Here is a 22,677-nt window from a genome sequence, read left to right on the forward strand (position 1 = left end):
TTCCAACCAGCTTCTGTTAATTAATATAAAATGGACTAATTTTGCCCGCAAATTAAGACAAAGGCTCTCGCCTCAAAAATTGTAACTCATGTCTCAAGTAGTTGGAAAAATTGCTCAGATCATCGGACCGGTAGTTGACGTATACTTCGACACCACCAATGCTGAGCTTCCTAAGATTTACGATGCACTTCATGTAGTTCGTCCTGACGGAACTCGTTTGGTATTAGAAACCCAGCAGCACATTGGTGAAGATACCGTTCGTGCTATTGCCATGGATTCTACCGACGGTATGCAACGCGGTCAGGAAGTAAAAGCTACCGGAAGTCCTATTAAGATGCCTGCAGGTGAAGGTATTCGTGGTCGCTTATTTAATGTGATTGGAGAGGCCATCGACGGATTGGAGCAATTGCCCACCGAAACTGGTTTACCTATTCACCGTGAAGCACCAAAATTCGAAGATCTTTCTACAGCTACTGAGATTCTTTTCACCGGTATTAAGGTAATCGACTTGATCGAGCCTTATGCAAAGGGTGGTAAAATTGGTTTATTCGGTGGTGCCGGTGTTGGTAAAACCGTATTGATCCAGGAATTGATTAACAACATTGCGAAAGGTCACGGTGGTCTTTCGGTATTTGCCGGAGTAGGTGAGCGTACTCGTGAGGGTAATGACCTTTTACGTGAGATGCTCGAGTCTGGTATTATTAAATACGGCGAAGGCTTTATTGAGTCTATGGAAAACGGTGGCTGGGACCTGAGTAAGGTAAGCCCCGAGGATATGAAAGAATCCAAAGCTTCCTTCGTATTCGGTCAGATGAATGAGCCTCCCGGTGCACGTGCCCGTGTTGCCCTTTCTGGTTTGACCCTTGCCGAATACTATCGTGATGGCGAAGGTGATGGCGCTGGTCGTGATATCCTTTTCTTCGTAGATAATATCTTCCGATTCACTCAGGCTGGTTCTGAGGTATCAGCACTTTTAGGTCGTATGCCATCAGCGGTAGGTTATCAACCTACTTTGGCTACTGAGATGGGTGCGATGCAGGAACGTATTACTTCTACTAAAAACGGATCTATTACTTCTGTACAGGCGGTTTACGTACCTGCGGATGACTTAACTGACCCGGCTCCTGCAACTACCTTTGCTCACTTGGATGCTACTACTGTATTGTCTCGTAAATTGGCTGCCTTGGGTATTTACCCAGCGGTAGATCCATTGGACTCTACCTCACGTATTTTGGCTCCTGAGATTATTGGTGATGAGCACTACAACTGTGCCCAGCGCGTAAAAGTGATCTTACAGCGTTATAAAGAATTACAAGATATCATCGCCATCCTTGGTATGGACGAATTGTCTGAAGAGGATAAGATGGTTGTAGCTCGTGCTCGTAAGGTTCAGCGTTTCTTGTCTCAACCATTCCACGTAGCGGAGCAGTTTACCGGTATTCCTGGAGTATTCGTAAGCATTGAAGATACTATCAAAGGATTTAATATGATCATGGATGGTGAGATGGATGCTTATCCTGAAGCAGCTTTCAACTTAAAAGGTACTATCGAAGAAGTGCGTGAAGCTGGTGAGAAGATGTTAGCCGAAGCTCAGGCCTAATCTATCTAAGCACAAGACATGACTTTAGAAATCATCACTCCCGAATCTAGAATCTTTGAAGGCGAAGCTGATGCCGTGCGTTTGCCCGGTAAAGAAGGTCTCTTCCAGATTTTAAACGGACACGCTCCAATGATTAGCACCTTGCGTGCAGGAGAAGTGAAGATCGATATTCCCACTTCTTCTAAAACTATCGATGGCTTACACGGTACTATTGAAACCGATAAAAGCAACGATAAAGTTTTGCGTATGCAAGTGAAAGGTGGCGTTGTTGAAGTGCAAAAAGATCGTGTGATTTTATTAGCAGATTAATATCCACACCCACACACCTTATTATATAGTGAACCCTGGTTTAGCAATAAACCGGGGTTTTTTTATGCCTTAATTCCGGGCTCGGATTACCGCTCCATCAAAAGTGCAACGATACTCCACCATGGAAATGGTAGCACCCTCACCCGGAGATCCATCAAAGAGTAAATATTTTTCGCCGTGGCAGGGGCATTCAGCGAAAACTCGATCATCACTTAATTCCAGTTGGGAACAATCTTCCGAATAATGCTTGGGGCAAGCGCGATCGAAAGCTGCAAAATCATCTACTTGATTGTTACCATAGCGGCGGAATATGATTAAGCCTCGATATCCGCCATTAAAGTAAACGGCTCCCCCAGGGCTTTGTAATTCGATATTTGAGGGGTTATTCAGGTAGATGTACTGATCAAAACTAACCAGAGGGAAATCCCTTTGCTGGTTTTTTTTGCATGCGGAGGCAACCGATAGAAAAATCAGGGTCAAAAGAAGTGAAAGGCGCTTGTTCTGGAACACGGAATGAAGCATTTCTGCAAAATAACTCTGAAACAACGTTAAAATTTTATGGCCTATGAACTTATTCTTAAAATAATGTTAACACTTAAGGGTTCATTTTCAAGAAATTATTAGAAAACACACTGATACCTCGGATTTTGGGCTTTGCCGCCGACCACGTTTTAACTTATATTTACGGCCTTTTAAATCCAGGAGGGATCTTAATAACCGAAAAATAGTATGGGAAAGAAAATACTCTTACTGCTATTCGTCACTTTCAGCACCGTTGCTTTTGCGCAACAACGCCCAGGTTCTTTAAAAGGAACAGTGACTGACGCCAGCACAGGCGAAACTATACCGTTGGCTAACATTGCAATCAAAGATGGTGCCGGTTCATTTGTAACCGGAGGGTCAACAGACTTCGATGGAAAGTTTAATATCAACCCAGTTCCTCCCGGAACTTATACTGTAGAGGTAACTTTTGTAGGTTTCTCTACGGTTTCATTAAAGGGTGTATTAATCTCCCCTAACACTCCAACACTACAAGACTTTAAAATGCACCCTGCTTCTGAGATGCTCGGAGAAGTGGTACTTGAGTATGAACCCCCCTTGATCGATAAGGCTAAGTCGACCAAAGTGACTACTGCTGAAGACATTCAGAATATGGCGGTTCGTGATATTACTTCTGTTGCTGGTCAGGCTGCAGGTGTAACTCAAGATGCTAATGGAAACACCAGTATTCGTGGTGCTCGTGGTGAGGGTACTGTTTACTTTATTGATGGGGTTAAAGTGCGTGGTAATGTGGGAATCCCACAGGCGGCTATTGCACAGACCGAGGTAATTACCGGTGGACTTCCTGCTCAATATGGTGATGCGATTGGTGGGGTAATTAACACTACTACTCGTGGGCCTTCCAGTGAGTTCTTCGGTACTGCGGAGATCCTAACCTCTATGCCATTTAAATATATGACTAAGGCGGATGGTACTCCAATTCTCGATGGTCAGAACTACAATTTGGGTGCCTTTACCTTAGGTGGTCCAATTTGGAAACGTAAACGCACTACTGCTGCAGGTGCTGAGCGTCAAGAGACTGTAATTGGATTCTTATTCAGTTCAGAATTCCAATATGTAGAAGAGCCTCGTCCAGTTCCATCTGATATCCCATACATTCAATTAGATCCTGATGTATTAGCAAGTTTGGAGCAGAATCCTATTAGTATGGATCCAGGTGGTCGTGCTATTAACATCAACTCAGAATTTGTTACTGAGGACGATCTTTCCAATGTTTGGCAACGTCCTAACTCCTACACTAATAACCTGCGTTTAAGTGGTAATATTCAGTTTAAAACTACTGAAACTACTACCTTAACCTTAGGTGGTCGTTTGGTGTACAGCGATGATATGTCTTCCAGCTATGCTAGCCATATCTTCAACTATAATAATAATATGCGTTCTATCAATTCGGATTGGCAAGCTTACTTGCGTTTCCAACAGACTTTCCGCAATCCTGAAGAAAAGGAAGGAGAAAGTAATTTAATTAAGAACGCCTACTACACTGTTCAGGTGGATTACACCCGTACCTTCGGTGAGACTATGGATGAAGTACACGGTAAGAACTTCTTCAACTATGGTTATACTGGTAAGTACGATGTATTAACTACTCCGGCTTATGTATATGGTACTGATACTACCACCGGTCTTAGTGGATATCGCTACGTAGGTGATTTTGACGCGGGAATTAATTATACCCCTGGTGGTTTAAACCCTGTACGTGATAACTATATCAGTTCATTCTTCGACATTGCGGCCGATAACTCCGGTATCAATAGCCGTACTTTAGATGATGTTCTTGGTTATGGAATGCCGATTAACGGTTTTAACCCTCGTAGTGTATATGGTCTTTGGACCAATGTGGGTTCTCAGCAAGGTGGATATAATGTGGGTCGTACCAGCCAGTTCCGTGTAACTGCATCGACCAACTTCGATATCAAGGACCACTCGCTGATTATGGGATTCGAGTATGAGCAACGTATCGACCGTGCCTACGGTTTAGGTGCACAAGGTTTATGGACTCGTATGCGCTTATTGCAAAACCAGCCTAACTCTCAGTTAGATATTGCAAACCCAATTCCTGTATATGATCAATTCGGTAACTATCAGGATACCATTAACTACAATTACGCATACAACCCTCAAGACGCTTCTCAATTCTCTGAAGAGATTCGTCGCGCCTTAGGATTAAACCCTTACGGAGTTGAGCAAATCAATATCGATAACATGGATCCAAGTACTTTCTCCTTGGATATGTTCTCAGCCGATGAATTAATCAACCCTAACGGTTCTGCCAGTGTAAGTTACTATGGTTACGATTATACCGGAAACATTCAGGATGGTAACCCAAGCATCTCTGAGTTCTTTACAGCTCGCGATGAGAACGGCCGCTATACCCGTCCGGTTGCACCTTTCCAACCGATCTATATTGCCGGTTATGTTCAGGATCAGTTTACTTTCCGCGATCTTACTTTTAACGTAGGTATCCGTGTAGACCGTTTCGATATGAACCAGGATGTATTACGTGATCCTTATGTATTGTATCCTTATTATACTGTAAGTGGTTTACCTAGTTCTCCACTTTCTGAAACTGAATTAAATAATGTTCCTGCTTCAGTAGGTCAAGATTATGCGGTATACGTTAGTGATTTCGACTATACTAAAGCCAAAATTGTTGGATACCGTAGCGGTGATCAGTTCTACAATGAAAATGGTGAGCCTTTAAGTGATCCAGGTGAATTATCAGATAAAGCAGGTGGTGGTATTAAACCATTCCTTGTTACTCCTCCCGGAGATGGTTCTACCGGTGGTGATATCCCTTCTGAGTCTTTCGTAGATTATGATCCTCAGGTGGTGGTTATGCCTCGTGTAGCTTTCAACTTCCCTATTACTGATGAGGCGATCTTTATCTTCCACTACGATGTATTGGCACAGCGTCCTACTACTGGCTTATCACGTTTGGATCCATTCTCTTACTTAGGTCTTACTTACTTGCGTAATGGTGGAGTATTAAACAATCCAAATCTGTTGCCACAGCGTACTACCGAATATGAAATGGCCTTTAAGCAAATGCTTTCTAAGAAGTCTGCATTGAAATTGGCGGCCTTCTATCGTGAGTTGCGTGACTTATTACAAGCCGTAAACTACCCAGAAGCCTATCCTATTACATATGTTGCTTACGGTAACCGTGACTTTGGTACTGTAAAAGGATTTACCCTTGAATACGAATTACGTCGTACTAAGAATATTAAAATTGATGCGAACTACACCTTGCAGTTTGCCAGTGGTACTGGATCAAGTGCTACCACCGGAGCTAACCTTGCTCGTGTAGGTGCTGCATCACTTCGTACTCTTTTACCATTTGACTACGATAACCGTCACCAGATTTTGGTTCGTCTTGACTGGCGTTATAGCCGTGGCTTACAATATGACGGTCCTAAAATCAATGGTAAGAACATTCTGGAAAACTTCGGTGTGAACATTACTTGTAATGCGCTTTCCGGACGTCCATATACTCGTCGTGATCGTGCTTATGCTGTTACTGCATCTGCATCGTCTTCGGCACAAACTGCTGGTCAGATCAATGGTTCTCGCTTGCCATGGCAAGTAAACTTTGATGCCCGTATCAACAAGACTTTCATGTTGGACAAGAAGGGTAGCAAGAGCCTTGATGTATACCTTCAGATTTTGAACCTTTTGGATACTCGTAACATTGTTTCCGTATATCCATTTACTGGTAGTCCTGATGATGACGGCTTCCTTGCTTCTCAAGCAGGTCAAGCGCAAATTCAAGGTCAGATTAGTGAGCAAGCTTATGTTGATTTGTACAATCGTCGTATGGCGAGTCCTTTCAACTACTCCTTGCCTCGTCGTTTCCGCTTAGGAATTGCCTATAACTTCTAGATCAGAAATAAGTAAATAGCTGTATGAAAATCAGAAGCTTTTTAACATTCGCCTTGGTTTTTTCGGTAAGCATTACCGGATTAAGTGCAAAGGAGAAACCAGCGAAGAATAACAAAAACAAGTCGGCCCTAGAGGCATTGGCAGAGGGTTGTGCCCCTGCTACTGCCCAAACCGACCTGAATATTAACAACGTTCGGGCCCGTATCCTCGGTGGTGGGGATATGTGGTGGGACCTTAACGATGCCCAGTACGAGGTACCTAAAGGTTCTAATAAGCACTCCATGTTTGCTGGTGCACTTTGGTTAGGTGGTATTGATGATGCCGACCAATTGAAGTTAGCTGCTATGACTTATCGTCAAGATGGTGTGGATTACTGGCCTGGTCCATTGGATGACAATGCCTCGATTGATGAAGCTACTTGTCAGCAATACGACCGTCACTGGATGGTTTATCGTAGTGAAGTAGAATTACACGCGGCTTGGATTGCCTGTAAAGAAGATCCAACCTGTGATCCTGAAACTCGCTACCCTGGTTACTCAGGAAATATTCCCGAGAGTATTCAAGAATGGCCAGGAAATGGTGCTGATGGACTTTTACCTACAAGCTTAGCTCCATACGTTGAGTCGGATACAAATGGTATCCCAGGATTCTACGAATATGAGTGGGATTATCCAGGTTACGATTTCACACGTGAGGCCGACTGTCAGTCAAAAGACGTTGACCTATTATATGGTGATCAAACTATCTGGTGGGTATATAATGATAAAGGAAACATTCACACGGAAACCAATGCTTCTGCATTAGGTTTTGAAATTCGTGCGCAGGCTTTTGCCTTTACCGCGAATGACGAGGTGAACAACATGACCTTTAACAACTACCGCATTTTAAACCGCTCTACCTTCCGTTTACGTGATACTTACTTCGGAACTTGGTTTGACGCGGATTTGGGTAACCCTTACGATGATATCATTGGTAGTGATATTGCTCGTGGTTTGGGTTATGTATACAATGGTGATAATGATGATGAAGGTGCCTTAGGCTATGGTGCAAATCCTCCCGCTATTGGATTTGACTTCTTCCAAGGTCCGTTCGCTGATTATTTTAACGGTATTGACGATGACCGTGACGGTTGTGTTGATGGTGTTCGTATTGACGGGGTATGCGTGGCTGAAGATCCAAACTCAAACATTAATGAGCGTATCATTATGTCGGGTTTCATGTATTACAATAATGCATCCAACTTTAATGGACCTTCAGGTACTACCGACCCTAACAATGCTCAGGAATTCTATAATTTATTGAACAGTATCTGGAAAGATGGTCGTCCATTGGTGATTGAAAGCCCTGCCGGAAAAGGTAATACTGGTAATGGTGATGGTTACTCTTTGGATCCAGCCTTAGTACCAACAAAGTTTGCCTATCCAGGTGTTTCTATCGATACGACTGGTGCCTATGAGCCTTTCACTCCGGTAGATTGGTGGGAATCTCCAAACAACCAGGCTGATAAGCGCGGTCTACACTGTGCGGGTCCTTTCTCTTTGGCTCCTGGTGCATTGAACTTCATTACCACTGGTGCAGTTTGGGCGCGTAACTTCGCTTCTCAAGACTTATTTGCATCTGTAAATGATGTAATTGTGGCAGATGATAAGGCTCAACAGCTTTTTGATAACTGTTTCCAAGTATTGGACGGTCCTTTTACTCCGGATTTAGAGATCATTGAAATGGATCAGGAATTGGTAATCAACATTCTGAGTCCTTTCACTGAAAATACTATTGGATACAAACAACGTGATCCACGTATTCCACCCGATCCGAACTGGACTTCTACTCAATTGGATTCAGCATTACAAGCGGGATACTTTAACTACCTGTTTGAAGGATTCCAATTATTCCAAGTGGCGAACGCTGATGTGGGTGTTGATGATCTTTATGATGTAGCTCAATCTCGTCTTATTGCGCAGTCTGACCTTAAAAATGGAATCGGTCAGTTGGTTAACTATACTGAAAGTCCTGACTTAATCGGTAACCCTCTTACTCCAACCGATATGACTTTGGAGGCAAATGACGACGGAATCGTATTAAGTTACCGTGTACTGGAAGATGCTTTTGCAGAAGGTAATCGTGCTTTGATCAATAACAAAGATTACTACTTCTACTTAATTACTTATGCGCATAACAATTACAAGACCTTCAGTCCTGGAAGCACCGGAGACAACTCCAATGCTCAAAAGACTCCTTACTTAGCGGGTCGTCGTAACATTGGTGATGGATCTAAACCTTATAAAGGAACTCCTAGCCGTACTGAAAACCGTAACAACGGTACTCGTTTGAATGCCCAGTGGGGTGATTTGGTAAGTGTTACTCGCTTAAGTGGTAATGGTAACGGTAGTGCTTATTTACGGGTAAGCTCTGAAACTGAAGATCGTATTTTACAAACCGGAGGAACAAACGAGATTGAGTATCTCGCTGGATCTTCTCCAGTGGAAGTTAAAATTGTAGATCCATACTTAGTAGGAACTAAGCGCACTGGAAAGTACCGTTTGTACTTTACTGATTTGGATACCAGTCGTAAATGGATTCTTACCGATTTGAACGATTCTGTGATTGATGTTGCTGAAACGGAAATTGATTTCCGTACCGAGCAGATCATATTCAATTCAGAAGGTGAGAGTCTTGGCTTCTCCATTAACGTTAAGGAACCTGTTGCACCAGGATATGAATTGCCAAATTCAACTAATAATGGTGTAATTGGTGGTTCTGTAACCTTTGCAGATCCTACTAAGCCTTGGTTAACTGGTGTGGCAGATACCGACAACGAAAATCCTACCAACTGGATTTTGGCGGGATCTAATGAAATCGACGATAACGACAACTTGCCAACGGTATACTATAATGACCATACCACTGGTGATAATAATGTGGATCCATTAGGTGAGTTCGAGAATATCATTGGAGGTACTTGGGGTCCTGTAGCCCTGGCTAGTAATGTTCCTTTTGCCGGAATTCCAGCAGATGAACCTGCAAGACGCCAGAGTCCTGGATATCCATTACGTGACGGTTCCAACTTTAACCGCATGTATCCTATTGATCAATTACCAAACATCAATGTGGTATTATCTCCAGATCCTGCAAAATGGTCTCGTGTGCCAGTATTGGAAATGGGTAATTATGCGGATGCGAATGAGGGTGGAGTTCAAACCTTCCGTTTACGCTCGGGCACCAGTTTGATGAAAACTTCGAATGGTGAATTAGTTCCTGATCCTAATGGATCAACCGGATGGAGTTATTTCCCAGGATACGCTTATAATGTGGAAACTGGAAACCGCTTAAACTTAGTAATCGCTGAGAACTCTTGGTTAAAGAGCGAGTTCGGTGATGATATGAAGTGGAACCCTACCGCTAACTATACTCAGAAACTCGGTACAATCGCCTTAGGTGGTATGCACGTAGTGTATGTATTAGCCGACTCATCTACCTTCCGTGGTACGATGAAGGATCTTACTTACCAAGGTGATGCTATCGATGACTACCCAATGAAGGAGGAGATTGAGAATATGAGCAGTGCTCTTACCCGCACCGATGTTTGGGGTGCCATGACTTGGTGTTCTATCGGAATGTTGAGCAGTAATGAGTATCAGTTTACTGATTACCGTGACATTCCTACCGAAGCCTTAGTTGAGATTCGTGTTCAAAGTCCATTTGGCGTTACCGCAACTTCTGGAAATGAAGGACGCCCAATGTATGAGTTCGATTTAGATCCTTACAATGCCGAGTTGAACAACTTAAGCATTGCTGAAAGTGCCTTAGATAACATTCGGGTTGTACCTAACCCTTATTATGGTTCATCCGCTTACGAAGATGGACAGTTGGATAATATCGTTAAGATCACCAACTTACCACAGCGTTGTACCATTAACATCTTTATGCCTAACGGTACTTTGGTACGTACCATTTCCAAGGATAACTCCTTGACCTTTACAGAGTGGGATTTGAAGAATGACTTCAATGTACCCATTGCTAGTGGAGTTTATCTGATCCATATCGATGCCGGACCAATTGGTCAGAAGGTGGTGAAATGGATGGGAAGTTTACGTCCAATTGACCTGAATGCATTCTAAGAACGAATTAACGAGTAACGACCAATGAAATATTTTCGAAAGATCGCAACCTCAGTTTGTCTCCTTGGCCTCGTTGGAAGCGCGTATGCGGGTAACCCCCAACGTGCAGGACAAGCAGGTGCTCCCGAATTATTAATCAACCCTTGGGCTCGTTCCTCTGGTTGGGGTGGAGTTAACATTGCTGGAGTATCTGGTGTGGAGTCCAGTTTTTTAAACATTGCTGGAATTGCAAATACAAATGGAACCGAGGTTTCCTTTGTGAACACCCAATGGTTAGTAGGTGCCGGAATTGGTATTAATGCTGCGGGCTTTAATCAGTCTGTTGGTGATAATGGGGTTTTAGCCGCCAATTTCGTATCCTTTGACTACGGTTCCTGGCAACGTACTACCGTTAATAACCCTGAAGGTGGAGTAGGTGAGGTTAGTCCTTCTACAGCCATTATCGGTTTGGGTTATGCCCAGAAGTTTACGGAGTCTATTCGTGGTGGGGTAAACATTAAAATCTACACTACCAGTATTGTGGATATGAGTGTAACCTCTGCCAGCGTAGATGCCGGTGTACAATATGTAACTGGTGCCCGTGATCAGGTGAAATTTGGTATTACCTTGAAGAATATCGGTCCTGCGGCTCGTTACGATGGTGAAGGACAGTCCCTCACTTTAGTAGTGCCTCAGGGAGGTTATTCTCAGGAATACAATGAACGCAGTGAGTCCTTCGAATTACCAGCTACCCTATCTATCGGTGGTAGCTATGATTTCGAATTCGATCAACAGCGATTAACTGTAGCCGGTGCTTTCCAGTCTAACTCTTTCGAGAAGGACATTTATACCTTTGGTGCTGAATATTCATTCAAGGAGATTGTATCGGTTCGAGCCGGTTATAATTTCTTCGATGACCGTTCTTACGCAAAAAGCACTACTGTGTTTAATGGAATCACTGCTGGATTATCCTTCGATATTCCACTATCCAAAGACAATGACAATTCTTTCCAATTGGATTACGCTTACCGTAGCACCGACTTCTTTAGTGGAGTTCATAGCATCGGAGTATCCATCCTGCTCTAATTAGCAGCGGAAAGAATCGAATAATTTTAGATATCTTTGCCAAGCAGAAAAGACCTCATTGAGGTCTTTTCTGCGTTTTAATCTATAGAAGAATGGGAGTAAGTTATTACAGTAAAGAAGGTTTAGAGAAGCTCAAAAAGGAATTAGAGCAGATGAAGAGTATTGAGCGTCCCAAAATCTCTCAGCAAATCGCTGAAGCCAGAGATAAGGGTGATCTTTCTGAGAACGCCGAATACGATGCTGCTAAAGAAGCTCAAGGTTTGCTGGAAATGAAGATTAGCAAGCTGGAAGAAACCTTGTCTAATGCGCGTTTAATGGACACCTCAAAGATCGATACCAGCAAAGTAATGGTATTGTCTACGGTGACCATCAAAAACAAGCGTAATGGTGCGCAAATGACTTACAAGCTGGTTAGCGAAAGTGAGGCCGATCTTAAAAGCGGTAAGATTTCCATCAGCAGCCCTATTGGCAAAGGTCTTTCTGGTAAGCATGTTGGTGAAACTGCAGAGATCCAAACCCCTGCTGGTAAAATGGAATTTGAGATATTAGATATCAAATTCGATTAATATGCCCAGCATCTTTAGCAGAATTATTCAAGGTGAATTGCCTTCCTACAAAATCGGAGAAACCGAAGAAGCCTACGCATTTTTAGATATCTCTCCTTTGCATTCCGGTCATACTTTGGTAGTGCCGAAAAAGGAAGTCGATTACCTTTTCGATCTGCCAGATCAGGATTACCAAGCTTTAATGGCCTTTTCCAAGAAAGTGGCTCATGCAGTTGGCAAAGCCGTACCCTGCAAAAGAGTTGGGGTAGCCGTAATTGGTCTCGAGGTTCCTCATGCTCACGTACATCTTATTCCCATAGATAATGTGAGCGACATCGACTTTAGTCGTCCCAAAATGCAGTTTAGTGCTGAGGAAATGGAAGCGGTGGCCACTAAGATTAAATCCTATCTCGACTAAGCCTTACGATCCGGATTAGCGCGTAAGAATTGCTCCCAGTTTTTCGCCTTAGTCCCTCCTAAAACAGGATTGCTGGCCTGATAGTGATGGCAAAGCGCTACGGCTAAGGCATCCGAAGCATCTAAATAGCGCGTTTCAATTTTATGTCCGAAACTGCGCTCCAGCATTGCATATACTTGCTCCTTACTCGCACTTCCCTTACCAGTAATACTTTGTTTGATTTTACGAGGCGAATATTCTTCTACCGGAATATTTTTAGAAAGCGCAGCGGCCATTACCACTCCTTGAGCCCGACCTAATTTAAGCATACTCTGCACGTTCTTACCAAAGAAAGGTGCTTCTACCGCCATTTCATCGGGAAGGAATTTTTCAATAATCTCGGAACTGCTCTCAAAGATTTGTTTGAGACGTAGAATGGGGGTGTCTGCCAGTTTGAACTTGATACTTCCCAAATCAATCATCTTAAAGGATTTCCCTTGTACTTCAATAATTCCGTAGCCCATGATTTGGGTTCCTGGGTCAATGCCGAGAATGATCTTTTCCTTGCTCATCAGGCCAAATTTAATGCTTTACCTTTGAGCACCTAGCACTCTATACTGATGCTCCTTCTCATCCTTTTGGGCCTTAGCTTCTTATATCATGCGCAAATTGTTTTTTTGGCATGGGGATTACGAACGCGGATTCCTAAAATCAAGAGAATTGAGATGGCTCAAACTTCTGTGGCCATACTCATTGTGCATCGCAATGAACCGGAAGCTCTGGTTTCTTGTTTAAAGCATTTGCAAGAGGCCGAAAAACCCTCATCGAAATGGCCCATTTATGTGCTGGACGACCATAGCTCTAGTCAGTATACAAAAGAGCTGGAAAAGATTCGTCAGAATTTTGAGGTGAAGATTGTTCCAAGTGAAGCTCTAGCCGGGAAGAAGAATGCATTGGCCTGGTTCTTACCGCAGATGAAGGAGGAATTTGTTTTGCAAACCGATGCAGATTGTGAAGTCGATTCGGATTTTCTTATTGCGATTGAAGCTCATTTGGCTAGACAGGAGCCGGATGTGATTGTAGCCAGAGTGCGAATGTTCCCCACTAGAAATTGGTGGTCGAGGCTGGCGGCATTAGATCATATGGCCCTGCAATTGGTAACCTTTAGTGCCCTAAATCAAGGGAAGCTGGTAATGGCTGCCGGAGCGGCAATGGCTTATCGTCCCAAAGATTATTTACGGCATCAAGAACTCGGGAAGGCCTGGGCCGGGGGAGAGGATACATTCTTTACTCAGGCTATGGCTAAGGAAGGTGCTAAAATTGTAGCCGAGCCTCATTATGGGGTGAACACTCCTGCTCCAGAAAACTTTAAGGCCTTAGTAAGACAGCGAATTCGCTGGGGCGCTAAGAGTGTGGATTACCCTAGCCTATTGGCTAAAAGTTTAGCCGCCTCTGTGGCTTTAATAAATCTCGGAATCGTGCTAGGGATTATCCTATCGCCCTTCTTTGAAATAAACGGATTCCTTTGGTACTTCTGGCTGTATAAAATTGGCTGGGATGCCTTTTTATTGCAACGATTTGCCGCCCTTTACGGCGGATCGGGCTTATTACGAGGCTATTTAATTTTAGCCTTGCTCTATCCCTTTTTTATTGCCCTGGTCATCCTGTTAATGCCCTTTTCGTCTAAGAAGAAATGGTTAGCCTCTTAAGCCTCTAAAATCAGAACCACTCGGGTTTTGGAAGATATGAAGCTCAAAATGATCAACGGCAGCCATGAGGTGATCCATAATATTGCTTTGAATCTGCTCATAATTGAGCCAGGCAATATCATTGCTAAAGCAATAAATCTCCAATGGCACTCCTAATTCCGTAGGCTGTAATTGGCGCACCATTAAAGTTTGATCCTGAGCAATACTAGGGTGTTCCGCTAGATAGCTTTCCATATAAATCCGGAAAACACCAATATTGGTGAGATGCCTGCCATTTACCAAAACCGATTTATCCACCTTTTTGCTTTCATTGGATAGGCGGATTTCCTCATGACGTTTTTCCAAATAAGTCTTGATGCGTTCCACCTTCAGCAGCTTTTTGTAAAGCTCATCATCTACAAACTTGATACTGTGGATGTCAATATTAAGACTACGCTTGATCCGCCGAACCCCCTGAGAAGTCATGCCGCGCCAGTTCACAAAGCTGTCGCTGATAAAAGCATAGGTGGGTACTGTTGATATAGTCTTATCCCAATTTCGAACCTTTACCGTAGTAAGGTTGATTTCCGTAACATCCCCATCAGCGCCATATTTGGGCATACTTACCCAATCGCCAATACGCACCATATCATTACCCGAAATCTGGATGCTGGCTACCAAGCCTAAGATCGTATCTCGGAAGATGAGCAGAATAACTGCGGTGGCCGCGCCAAAGGTGGTGAGGATGGCCGTTGCACTTTTATCCACCAGATTCGATAAGATGAAAACACCTCCGGCAATGTACATGCAGATCATCGCCACCTGAATATAGCTGCTTACCGGCTTGCCTTCAAATCGAGGAGAGCTAAGGCCGATGTGCTCTAAGGCCTTCAGGAATTTATGCCCCACATTTATGATGTTGATGATCATATAGGTGACCACCAATTTTTGCAGGAATTGAATCAGGCCAACCGATTCATCAAATAAATAGGGAAGTGAATAATAGATCACCAAGGCCGGCATGATATGAGCCAGCGATCTAAATACTCGCTTCTCGAGTAAAATATCATCGTATTGGTTTTTAGAACGCTTTACATAGCGGGTAACGATTCGCAAAATGACTTTGCGGGCAATGAAATCCACTACCAAGCTAAGAAGCAGCACTAAAATAATATCGATACCTAAGGTGATGTATTCCACCCAATTGGTACCTAATCCCAAACCGGCCAACCACTCATGTGCCCAATGGTTTAGCACTACTTTATCATTCATGCGAAAGCTTTGAGCAAAGCTACAATTTTAGGGCTGATAGCGAATTCCATTACGGCTGCTTCCTACCACCTGAAAGTATCCGAAAGCATAAGTGTTAGGTTCGTTTTCCTTGTGAATATTCCCCAATACCAAGGCAGGAGGAGCATCGAAAGGAGAGCCGGTTTGCACTTGCGAATTCAATACTTGCATATAATCGAAAAACTCCGGAGAAACAGATTGCAATAAGACACCTAAACTATCCGCTTCTTCACCAGCTTCTGGTTCATCGAAGGGTCCGTAAATGGCGATGGGAGGAATAAAGCCTTGACCGAAATAAATCCCATCAAAACCTTCATCGGAAATGAAGTTATTTTCTTGAGCGAAAATGGAGTCATTCAAATTGCGAATCACCCGGTAGTAATCGCCTTCTCCAGGAAGGTCGCCGAAATACATCAAGGCATAATCGCCTTCAAAAAAGGCTTGCGGAGTCGTATTGCGATTGAGGGTTCTTTGCTTCATCGAATCAATAGGAGGTACTGGTCTCAAGGTATCTGCTGCACTAATCCAGGTGCCCGCAATCTTGTCCGGCACATCACCACTGATCTCAACTTTAATCTGGTAAGTAGCATTGAATTCGCCCAAGGTGGTACTCTCATATAAACCGGGAGTGCTGGTGCTTTCATCAAGCACAACTATTTCTTGGCCATCTTTTAGAAGACTAACGCGCGCCTCCTTAACAGGGATGAAGGGATTATTATCGAAATAAGCAGCAGTTTGACTCAATTTCACAAATACATTGCGATCATTGGTAATCACACCATCTACCACCAATTCGGGTTCTGAAGAATCCACATCAAGTTCCACCACATCGGTACAAGCCGAAATGCTGATCAATACTGTGAATACGAATAGGAATAAGGAAAACCTTTTCATGATTAGAAGTTAAAGTTCCAGGTTACTGATGGGATGATGGTGCCGAAGATGGATAATTGCACCGCTTGCGTATTCAAATTGGTAGTGGTTGCGCCGTTGGCATTATCTTGTTGTTCGAAGTAAATCGAATAAGCATTTCGGCGAGCGTAAACATTGTAAATACCAATCGACCAGGATGAATAGAATTTTTTGCCTTCCACCTTAGGAGGAGTATAGTTTGCTGAAAGGTCCAAGCGATGGTAGTCCGGAATGCGATACGAATTGCGGTCGCGGTAAATCGGAACCACATAGTCTTCAATTTGGAATTTACCCTCTGGAGGGGTAATTGGGCGACCGGTTTGGTAAGTGAAGTTTAAGCCAATATCCCATTTCTTGGTCAACTGATAATTCAATACCACGGAGATATCATGGCGCTTATCGTAATTGGCAGGATACCATTCGCCGGCATTAATAGCCTGCATAGGATTAACTCCTTCTACCTTTAATTCGGTTTTAGAAAGGGTATAGCTCACCCAGCCTTTTAGGCGACCTTGTTGCTTGCGCAGATAAAACTCCAAACCGTAGGATCTGCCAATACCGGAAAGAATCTCGGTTTCAATGGTTTCATTGAAGATGAGTTCTGCACCATTGCGATAATCCACAATATTTTGAAAATCCTTGTAATAGCCTTCAAGGGAGAACTCATATTGATTGTCCATGAAGTTCTGGAAATAGCCTGCGGCCACCTGATTTACCGTAGCGGGTTTAATATGCATTCCCGCCGGACGATATAAATCTACCGGAGTAGGAGCGGTGGTATTGCTGATAAGGTGTATGTACTGACGGGTACGGTTATAGCTCAGCTTCACACTTTTTTCGTCATCAATGCGATAGTTCAAAGCAATACGTGGTTCCAAACCTTCCAAGCCATTATAGGCTTTAATCACTTCACCTGATCCATAAGTGCGAGTTTCAACAACTTCATCTACTTCTGGTAAATCCTGATTTTGGTAGATATTCTTTACCTGCGAGCCCAGGTTGTAGAAAGAGGAGTAACGCAAGCCATATTGCAAGGTGAAGAGCGGGCTGAATTTGTACTCATGACTGAAATACAAGGAAGGCTCCAAAGCATATTCCTCTTGTAATTTCATTTCTACCGTACCAGTGATGGTGCCAGGCTTGAAGCGGTAGTAAATACCTTCCATACCAAATTCGAATTCGCTCTTGGCATTGGCATACCAGGTATATTGATTTTTGAAATGGTAATCCTGAATGGTAGATTCTAAACGAAAATTAAAGGCATCATCTTCCGGGGTACCCAGGGCATAGGTGTAATCACTAAATATCAAAGTGAAGTTGGAGAATAACTGATCACTAAAGAGGTGATTCCAGCGTAAGGAAGTGGTAGCATTCCCCCAATTAAAACCAAAGAGATCATTAATTTCAAAAATATCTCGACCATAATAACCACTGAGGTAGAGACGGTCTTTATCGCCCAGAATGTAATTCAGTTTGGCATTGAAGTCGTAGAAATACAAAGTGTTTTGCGAAAGGGCTTCATTAGGGCTTAGTCCTAAAAAGATATCGGCATAAGAGCGGCGGCCGGCAAACATAAAAGCAGACTTTTCTTTTACCAGGGGACCCTCCACCAAAAGACGTGAAGAGAGCAATCCAATACCGCCGGTGCCGGAAAACTCACGGTTATTGCCATCCTTCTGACGTACATCAACCACCGAGCTTAATCGTCCACCATAGCGAGAGGGGATTCCACCTTTGTAAAGCTTAACATCCTTAACGGCATCAGCATTAAAGATGGAGAAGAAACCAAAGAGGTGTGAGGAATTGTAAATAGGAGCTTCATCCAAAAGAATCAAGTTTTGATCGGTATTACCACCTCGAACATTGAAACCGTTTGAGGCTTCCCCCACTGTGCTAATACCTGGCAAAAGGGTTAAGCTGCGGATGATATCTACCTCACCCAAAAGGGCAGGCATTTTCTTCACATCCTTTACATCGAGTTGCGCCACACTCATTTCGACGCTGCTCACATTGCGGTCAATCTTCTCTGATTCAACTACAACTTCATCCAATTGAGTGCTGCTTTCTTTGAGCTCCCAATTGAGTTTTAGATTTTTGTCGAGAGTGATTTTTCGCTCTTGGCTGGTATATCCAATGTACTGAACACTAAAGGTGTAAGTGCCCGGAGGTAAGGAAATGGAATAATAGCCGTAGCTGTTGGTGGAGGTGCCAGTGCCCTTTTCGGGGACCACAATGTTTACTCCAATTAGTTCTTCGCCGGTTCCGGCATCGCGGATATATCCGCTTAAGGTGAATAGATCATTTTGCCCTATTGCTGCGTTAGATAGCAGGATAAGGCAAAAGAGCAAAGCTCTTTTCATTTTAACTTTAGTTTAGTTCGTTGCGTCAGACTAAGCTTAAAAAAAGAGCTTATTTTAGCCTGAATTCCTTTATGAAGCGGCAAAAGTAAAGTCATTTCAAAAGCCCTTTGTAGAATTTGTTGAGTTTAACAAAGAATTAAGCAAGATATTATATGTCAGTTCTTAAGAATCTGAATCGTTACAGAATCATAATATTGGTGGCCGCCATTGGTTTGGGTTTAGCATTTTACCCACCCGTTCCCAAGGCCGATGAAAAAGACAAACTGATAATGAACATCATTTATCAGGTATTGCGGACGAACCATTTTTCGCCCCAATCCTTAGATGATGACTTCTCTGGGAAAGTATATGATGGTTTCCTCGAAAACCTCGATTACAATAAGCGTTTTCTTATTCAAGAAGATGTGGATCAATTGGAATCCTATCGACTTAAGATTGATGATGAGATTCGTAGTTCTGATCTCAGTTTTTTCGATGATGCTTTTAGTCGCTATCAAAAACGCTACACAGAGGTAAAGGGCTTTTACAAGGAAATCCTGGCCCAGCCTATGGATTTGGAAGTAGAGGAAAGTTTGGAAACTGATGATGATAAATTAAGCTACGCTAGCAGCATGGAGGAGCTTAAAGATCGCTGGCGTCAGTATCTGAAGTATCGCATTTTACTGCGTATGGATGATATGATGACGGATCAGGAGAACGACTCTACCGATAGTGAAACGGAGGTATTGACCCTAGCGCAAATGGAGGAGAAAGCGCGGAGCAAGGAATTAGAAATGCATGATGATTGGTTCAATAGCTTGGATGATCTGGAGCGCATCGATTGGGTTTCCACTTACATGAATGCCATTACCGCATTGTATGATCCTCATACCCAATACTTCCCGCCTGAAAAGAAGGAGGATTTTGAAATTAACATGACCGGTCAGCTCCAAGGAATTGGTGCTCAATTACAACAGAAAGGCGACTATGTAACTATCTCTAAAGTGATTGTAGGTAGTCCCTGTTGGAAACAAGGTGACCTGGAAGTAGGGGATAAAATTTTGAAAGTAGAGCAAGAAGATGGCGAGGTAGTAGACCTGGTTGGCATTAGTGTTCGTAAGGCAGTAAAACATATTCGCGGTCCAAAAGGTACAGTAGTGAAATTAACCGTTCGCAAATTGGATGGTAGTAAAATGGATATTCCCATTACCCGCGATATTGTAGAATTGGAGTCAACTTTTGCCAAGTCTACCGTAATTGGTGAGGGCGAAGACAAGGTGGGTTATATCCGTCTACCTAAGTTTTACGTGAATTTCTATGGCGATGAAAATCACGATTGTGCCGAAGATGTTGCGAAGGAATTAGAGAAGCTAAAAGCGGAAGGCGTTAAAAGCGTGGTTCTCGATCTTCGCAATAATGGCGGAGGTAGCTTGCAAGGTGTAATTGATATCGTAGGTCTCTTTATTGATAAAGGTCCGGTAGTACAAGTGAAGGCATCGGGCCAAAGGCCAAAAGTATTATCCGATTCCAAGGGTGGTGTTGTTTATGACGGACCTTTGGTAGTGATGGTCAATAAATTCAGTGCCTCGGCTTCTGAGATTTTTGCAGCGGCCATCCAAGATTACAAAAGAGGGATTATCATAGGTAGCAATTCTACCTTCGGTAAAGGAACTGTGCAAAATGTGGTAGACATGGACCGCACCGTGAATTTGGCCTATAATGACCTGAAACCCTTAGGTGCCCTAAAACTTACTATTCAGAAGTACTATCGTATTAATGGCGGAACACCTCAATTGAAAGGAGTGCAAGCCGATATCGTAACTCCGGATAATTATATGTACATCCCTTATGGTGAGAAAGAGCAAGACTATGCTTTGCCTTACGATGAGATTGAACCAGCCGATTACGATTTATGGAAACCTGGTGTATCTGCTTATCCCGGAATTATCGCGCGCAGCAAAAGCCGCATGGATACCAATTCGCATTTTGCCATGATCGAAGAGTATGCGCGTTGGATTAAAGAAGAGCAAGAGCATACCTTAATTCCTTTGAAATTGGAAGATTTCCGCAAGTATCAAGAAGATTATCGCGCGGAAGCAAAGCAATATCAAGGGATGCGTAAGAGTCAAACCGAATTGACAGTAAGCTCCAATAAAGCAGATTTGGCAGAAATTAATTCATCGGAAGAGAACCTCGAAAAAAGAGATAACTGGCATAAAGGACTTAAAAAGGACTTGTACTTAAGCGAAGCCTATTTAGTAGCTTTGGACTTGAGCGCTAATTATACTCCTTGAGAATATTAAAAGGCATAGGCAAGGACCCGCTGGGAGCAGCCGGGCTTCTGATAATCAGCATAAGCGCCATCATGGCGCTTTTTGCTTATACCTTCATTGAGGATAATAGTCCTAATGCCAATGAAATGCATTTGGCTTTGGCCAATCAGGCTCCCGGCTTTGAAGCGGAAATGCTGGCCTTGCCTCGTGAATCAAAGGAACAGTCGTGGTGGGATGTCCTTCAGAATGGAAAGGACCCTCAATTTCAACGCATCCCATTGCAATGGCACAAACAAAAATGGGATAGCCTTTACTATCGTGAATTTGGTCAGGCAGCCGATTCTGATCCCCAGGTTTTAGCCCTTTCGAACTATTATAGTTTGGAAGCTATCCGCAATAAGGAGTACTTACAAACCAAATATTTTCTTTTTGGCTCAGATCGCTTTGGTCGGGATTTGTTTAGCCGCTTGGTTTTAGGTGCACGAGTTTCCTTTTCCGTAGGTTTTTTAGCGGTCCTTATTTCCTTAATTATCGGAATCCCCATCGGATCGCTGGCCGCTTATTATGGAGGCTGGGTGGATAAACTGATACTCTGGTTAATCAATGTGGTTTGGTCTATTCCCGGCTTACTATTAGTGATTGCCATTACCCTTGCCTTAGGTAAAGGACTGTGGCAGGTGTATGTGGCGATAGGCTTTACCATGTGGGTAGAGGTGGCCCGGGTAATAAGGGGGCAGATTCTAAGCATTAAGGAGAAAGAGTATATCCAGGCCGCTCGAGTGCTGGCTTTTTCAGATATGCGGATCATTTTTCGACATATTTTGCCTAATGCTTTTGCGCCGCTTATTGTTATTTCGGCCGCAAATTTTGCCGCTGCCATTTTGATAGAAAGCGGATTGAGTTTTTTAGGCTTAGGAGCGCAGCCTCCAAGTCCTACCTGGGGTACTATGATTAAGGATCATTATGCCTATCTCATCGTAGATAAGGCTTACTTGGCTATCATTCCTGGAATGGCGATTATGTTTTTGGTATTGGCCTTTATGTTTATCGGCAATGCCTTGCGGGATGTTCTTGATATTCGCAGTACTTAAAAGCTTAAATGAAGACTTAAGCTTTGAGCACTGACTCTCAAATCGGCAGGAATCGCTTTTAGAAACTCCAATTGATCTTGCCGATGCATCCAATAAAACAAGAGGTCAAAGGCCAGTAAAAAGGCACCGTTTACCGCGATAGCCTGGCCAAAACCTTGATTACGTAGCGCCTTTTCTCCTTTATTCCCCCAGTGATTGAGCGCGAAGCCACTGCCAATATAAAGTAGGTCCAGGCCGGCATTAATCAGCAGTATTTGTTGAATGCGTTCCTGGGCTTCCAGGCTTTCCATAAGATTGAGACCATAGTTTGCGGTGGAGGCCTGGTAAAAGCCATAAATAGCGATCCCTAGATTAACACTATTCCAGGCCAGATTCATTTGGTGATAGGATCGAGTTTTGGGATCAATGCTTTTAAGCTTGGTCGCGCTTAGTCCGATATTCACCAAGGCCCAAGAGCCTAAAATCATCATGCCCTTTTTATTCTTCAATTCTCGCTCCTCATTAAAATCAATGATTTGTTGAGGACTTACTTGTGCCTTTAAGACAGATGTGCTTATGGAAATTAAGAGGAGTAGGAGCCAGCTTTTCATAGCATCGATAATGAGCT

The 22,677-nt window shown here is 43.3% G+C and carries 16 protein-coding genes; 10 read left to right on the forward strand and 6 right to left on the reverse strand.

The annotated features are described in order from the left end of the window. The first annotated feature begins 88 nt into the window (after positions 1-88). Both atpD and H4K34_RS11635 read left to right on the forward strand, forming a co-directional pair. On the forward strand, positions 89-1,600 hold the full coding sequence (atpD, locus tag H4K34_RS11630) for a F0F1 ATP synthase subunit beta (RefSeq protein ID WP_210757565.1): 1,512 nt from the start codon (positions 89-91) through the stop codon (positions 1,598-1,600). 18 nt (positions 1,601-1,618) lie between these two features. Next, on the forward strand, positions 1,619-1,909 hold the full coding sequence (locus H4K34_RS11635) for a F0F1 ATP synthase subunit epsilon (protein WP_210757566.1): 291 nt from the start codon (positions 1,619-1,621) through the stop codon (positions 1,907-1,909). Positions 1,910-1,978: 69 nt separating this feature from the next. Here the strand turns inward: H4K34_RS11635 and H4K34_RS11640 are convergent, their stop codons facing one another. Continuing rightward, the gene (locus H4K34_RS11640; RefSeq protein ID WP_210757567.1) at positions 1,979-2,389 is read right to left on the reverse strand and encodes a Rieske (2Fe-2S) protein; all 411 of its coding nucleotides are present in this window, start codon (positions 2,387-2,389) and stop codon (positions 1,979-1,981) included. A 249-nt stretch (positions 2,390-2,638) separates the two neighbouring features. Here H4K34_RS11640 and H4K34_RS11645 point away from each other — a divergent pair, with 249 nt between their 5' ends. The 5 genes from H4K34_RS11645 to H4K34_RS11665 all read left to right on the forward strand — a co-directional run bounded on the left by H4K34_RS11645 (position 2,639) and on the right by H4K34_RS11665 (position 12,498). Next, the gene (locus H4K34_RS11645; protein ID WP_210757568.1) at positions 2,639-6,352 is read left to right on the forward strand and encodes a carboxypeptidase regulatory-like domain-containing protein; all 3,714 of its coding nucleotides are present in this window, start codon (positions 2,639-2,641) and stop codon (positions 6,350-6,352) included. 23 nt (positions 6,353-6,375) lie between these two features. Then, a complete protein-coding gene (locus H4K34_RS11650; protein WP_210757569.1) occupies positions 6,376-10,470 on the forward strand; it encodes a hypothetical protein in 4,095 nt (1,364 codons plus the stop codon). Positions 10,471-10,494: 24 nt separating this feature from the next. Continuing rightward, entirely contained in the window at positions 10,495-11,535 is a 1,041-nt protein-coding gene (locus H4K34_RS11655; RefSeq protein ID WP_210757570.1) for a PorV/PorQ family protein, read from the forward strand. A gap of 92 nt (positions 11,536-11,627) precedes the next feature. Next, complete coding sequence (gene greA / locus H4K34_RS11660; RefSeq protein ID WP_210757571.1) at positions 11,628-12,101, forward strand: transcription elongation factor GreA; 474 nt, start codon at positions 11,628-11,630, stop codon at positions 12,099-12,101. A gap of 1 nt (position 12,102) precedes the next feature. Then, positions 12,103-12,498 carry an HIT family protein gene (locus tag H4K34_RS11665; protein WP_210757572.1) on the forward strand — a complete coding sequence of 132 codons (396 nt, stop codon included), beginning with the start codon at positions 12,103-12,105 and terminating at the stop codon, positions 12,496-12,498. Here H4K34_RS11665 and ruvC read toward each other — a convergent pair. Next, positions 12,495-13,049, reverse strand: a complete 555-nt coding sequence (gene ruvC, locus H4K34_RS11670) for a crossover junction endodeoxyribonuclease RuvC (protein WP_210757573.1) — start codon at positions 13,047-13,049, stop codon at positions 12,495-12,497. The two genes, H4K34_RS11665 and ruvC, sit on opposite strands and share 4 nt — an antisense overlap. Before the next feature lie 153 nt (positions 13,050-13,202). Between ruvC and H4K34_RS11675 the strand changes: the two genes are divergently transcribed. Next, positions 13,203-14,186, forward strand: a complete 984-nt coding sequence (locus tag H4K34_RS11675; protein ID WP_210757574.1) for a glycosyltransferase family 2 protein — start codon at positions 13,203-13,205, stop codon at positions 14,184-14,186. Here H4K34_RS11675 and H4K34_RS11680 read toward each other — a convergent pair. Genes H4K34_RS11680 through H4K34_RS11690 form a run of 3 tightly spaced genes read right to left on the reverse strand, consistent with a single transcriptional unit; the run spans position 14,175 to position 18,727 of the window. Continuing rightward, positions 14,175-15,437: a mechanosensitive ion channel family protein gene (locus tag H4K34_RS11680; RefSeq protein WP_210757575.1), complete on the reverse strand. Its 1,263-nt coding sequence runs from the start codon at positions 15,435-15,437 to the stop codon at positions 14,175-14,177. The two genes, H4K34_RS11675 and H4K34_RS11680, sit on opposite strands and share 12 nt — an antisense overlap. Before the next feature lie 27 nt (positions 15,438-15,464). Beyond that, the gene (locus H4K34_RS11685) at positions 15,465-16,349 is read right to left on the reverse strand and encodes a DUF4249 domain-containing protein (protein WP_210757576.1); all 885 of its coding nucleotides are present in this window, start codon (positions 16,347-16,349) and stop codon (positions 15,465-15,467) included. 2 nt (positions 16,350-16,351) lie between these two features. Further along, a complete protein-coding gene (locus H4K34_RS11690) occupies positions 16,352-18,727 on the reverse strand; it encodes a TonB-dependent receptor (RefSeq protein WP_210757577.1) in 2,376 nt (791 codons plus the stop codon). 152 nt (positions 18,728-18,879) lie between these two features. Between H4K34_RS11690 and H4K34_RS11695 the strand changes: the two genes are divergently transcribed. Next, positions 18,880-21,000 (forward strand): carboxy terminal-processing peptidase, encoded by a 2,121-nt coding sequence (locus H4K34_RS11695; RefSeq protein WP_210757578.1) that lies wholly within the window; start codon positions 18,880-18,882, stop codon positions 20,998-21,000. After that, positions 20,997-22,070, forward strand: coding sequence for an ABC transporter permease (locus H4K34_RS11700; RefSeq protein WP_246452099.1), 1,074 nt, complete (start codon positions 20,997-20,999; stop codon positions 22,068-22,070). The genes H4K34_RS11695 and H4K34_RS11700 overlap by 4 nt, the downstream gene beginning before the upstream one ends. Here H4K34_RS11700 and H4K34_RS11705 read toward each other — a convergent pair. After that, on the reverse strand, positions 22,067-22,660 hold the full coding sequence (locus tag H4K34_RS11705; protein WP_210757579.1) for a DUF6992 family protein: 594 nt from the start codon (positions 22,658-22,660) through the stop codon (positions 22,067-22,069). The two genes, H4K34_RS11700 and H4K34_RS11705, sit on opposite strands and share 4 nt — an antisense overlap. Positions 22,661-22,677: the final 17 nt, after the last annotated feature.

This window comes from Croceimicrobium hydrocarbonivorans (assembly GCF_014524565.1).
GTDB classification, from domain to species: domain Bacteria; phylum Bacteroidota; class Bacteroidia; order Flavobacteriales; family Schleiferiaceae; genus Croceimicrobium; species Croceimicrobium hydrocarbonivorans.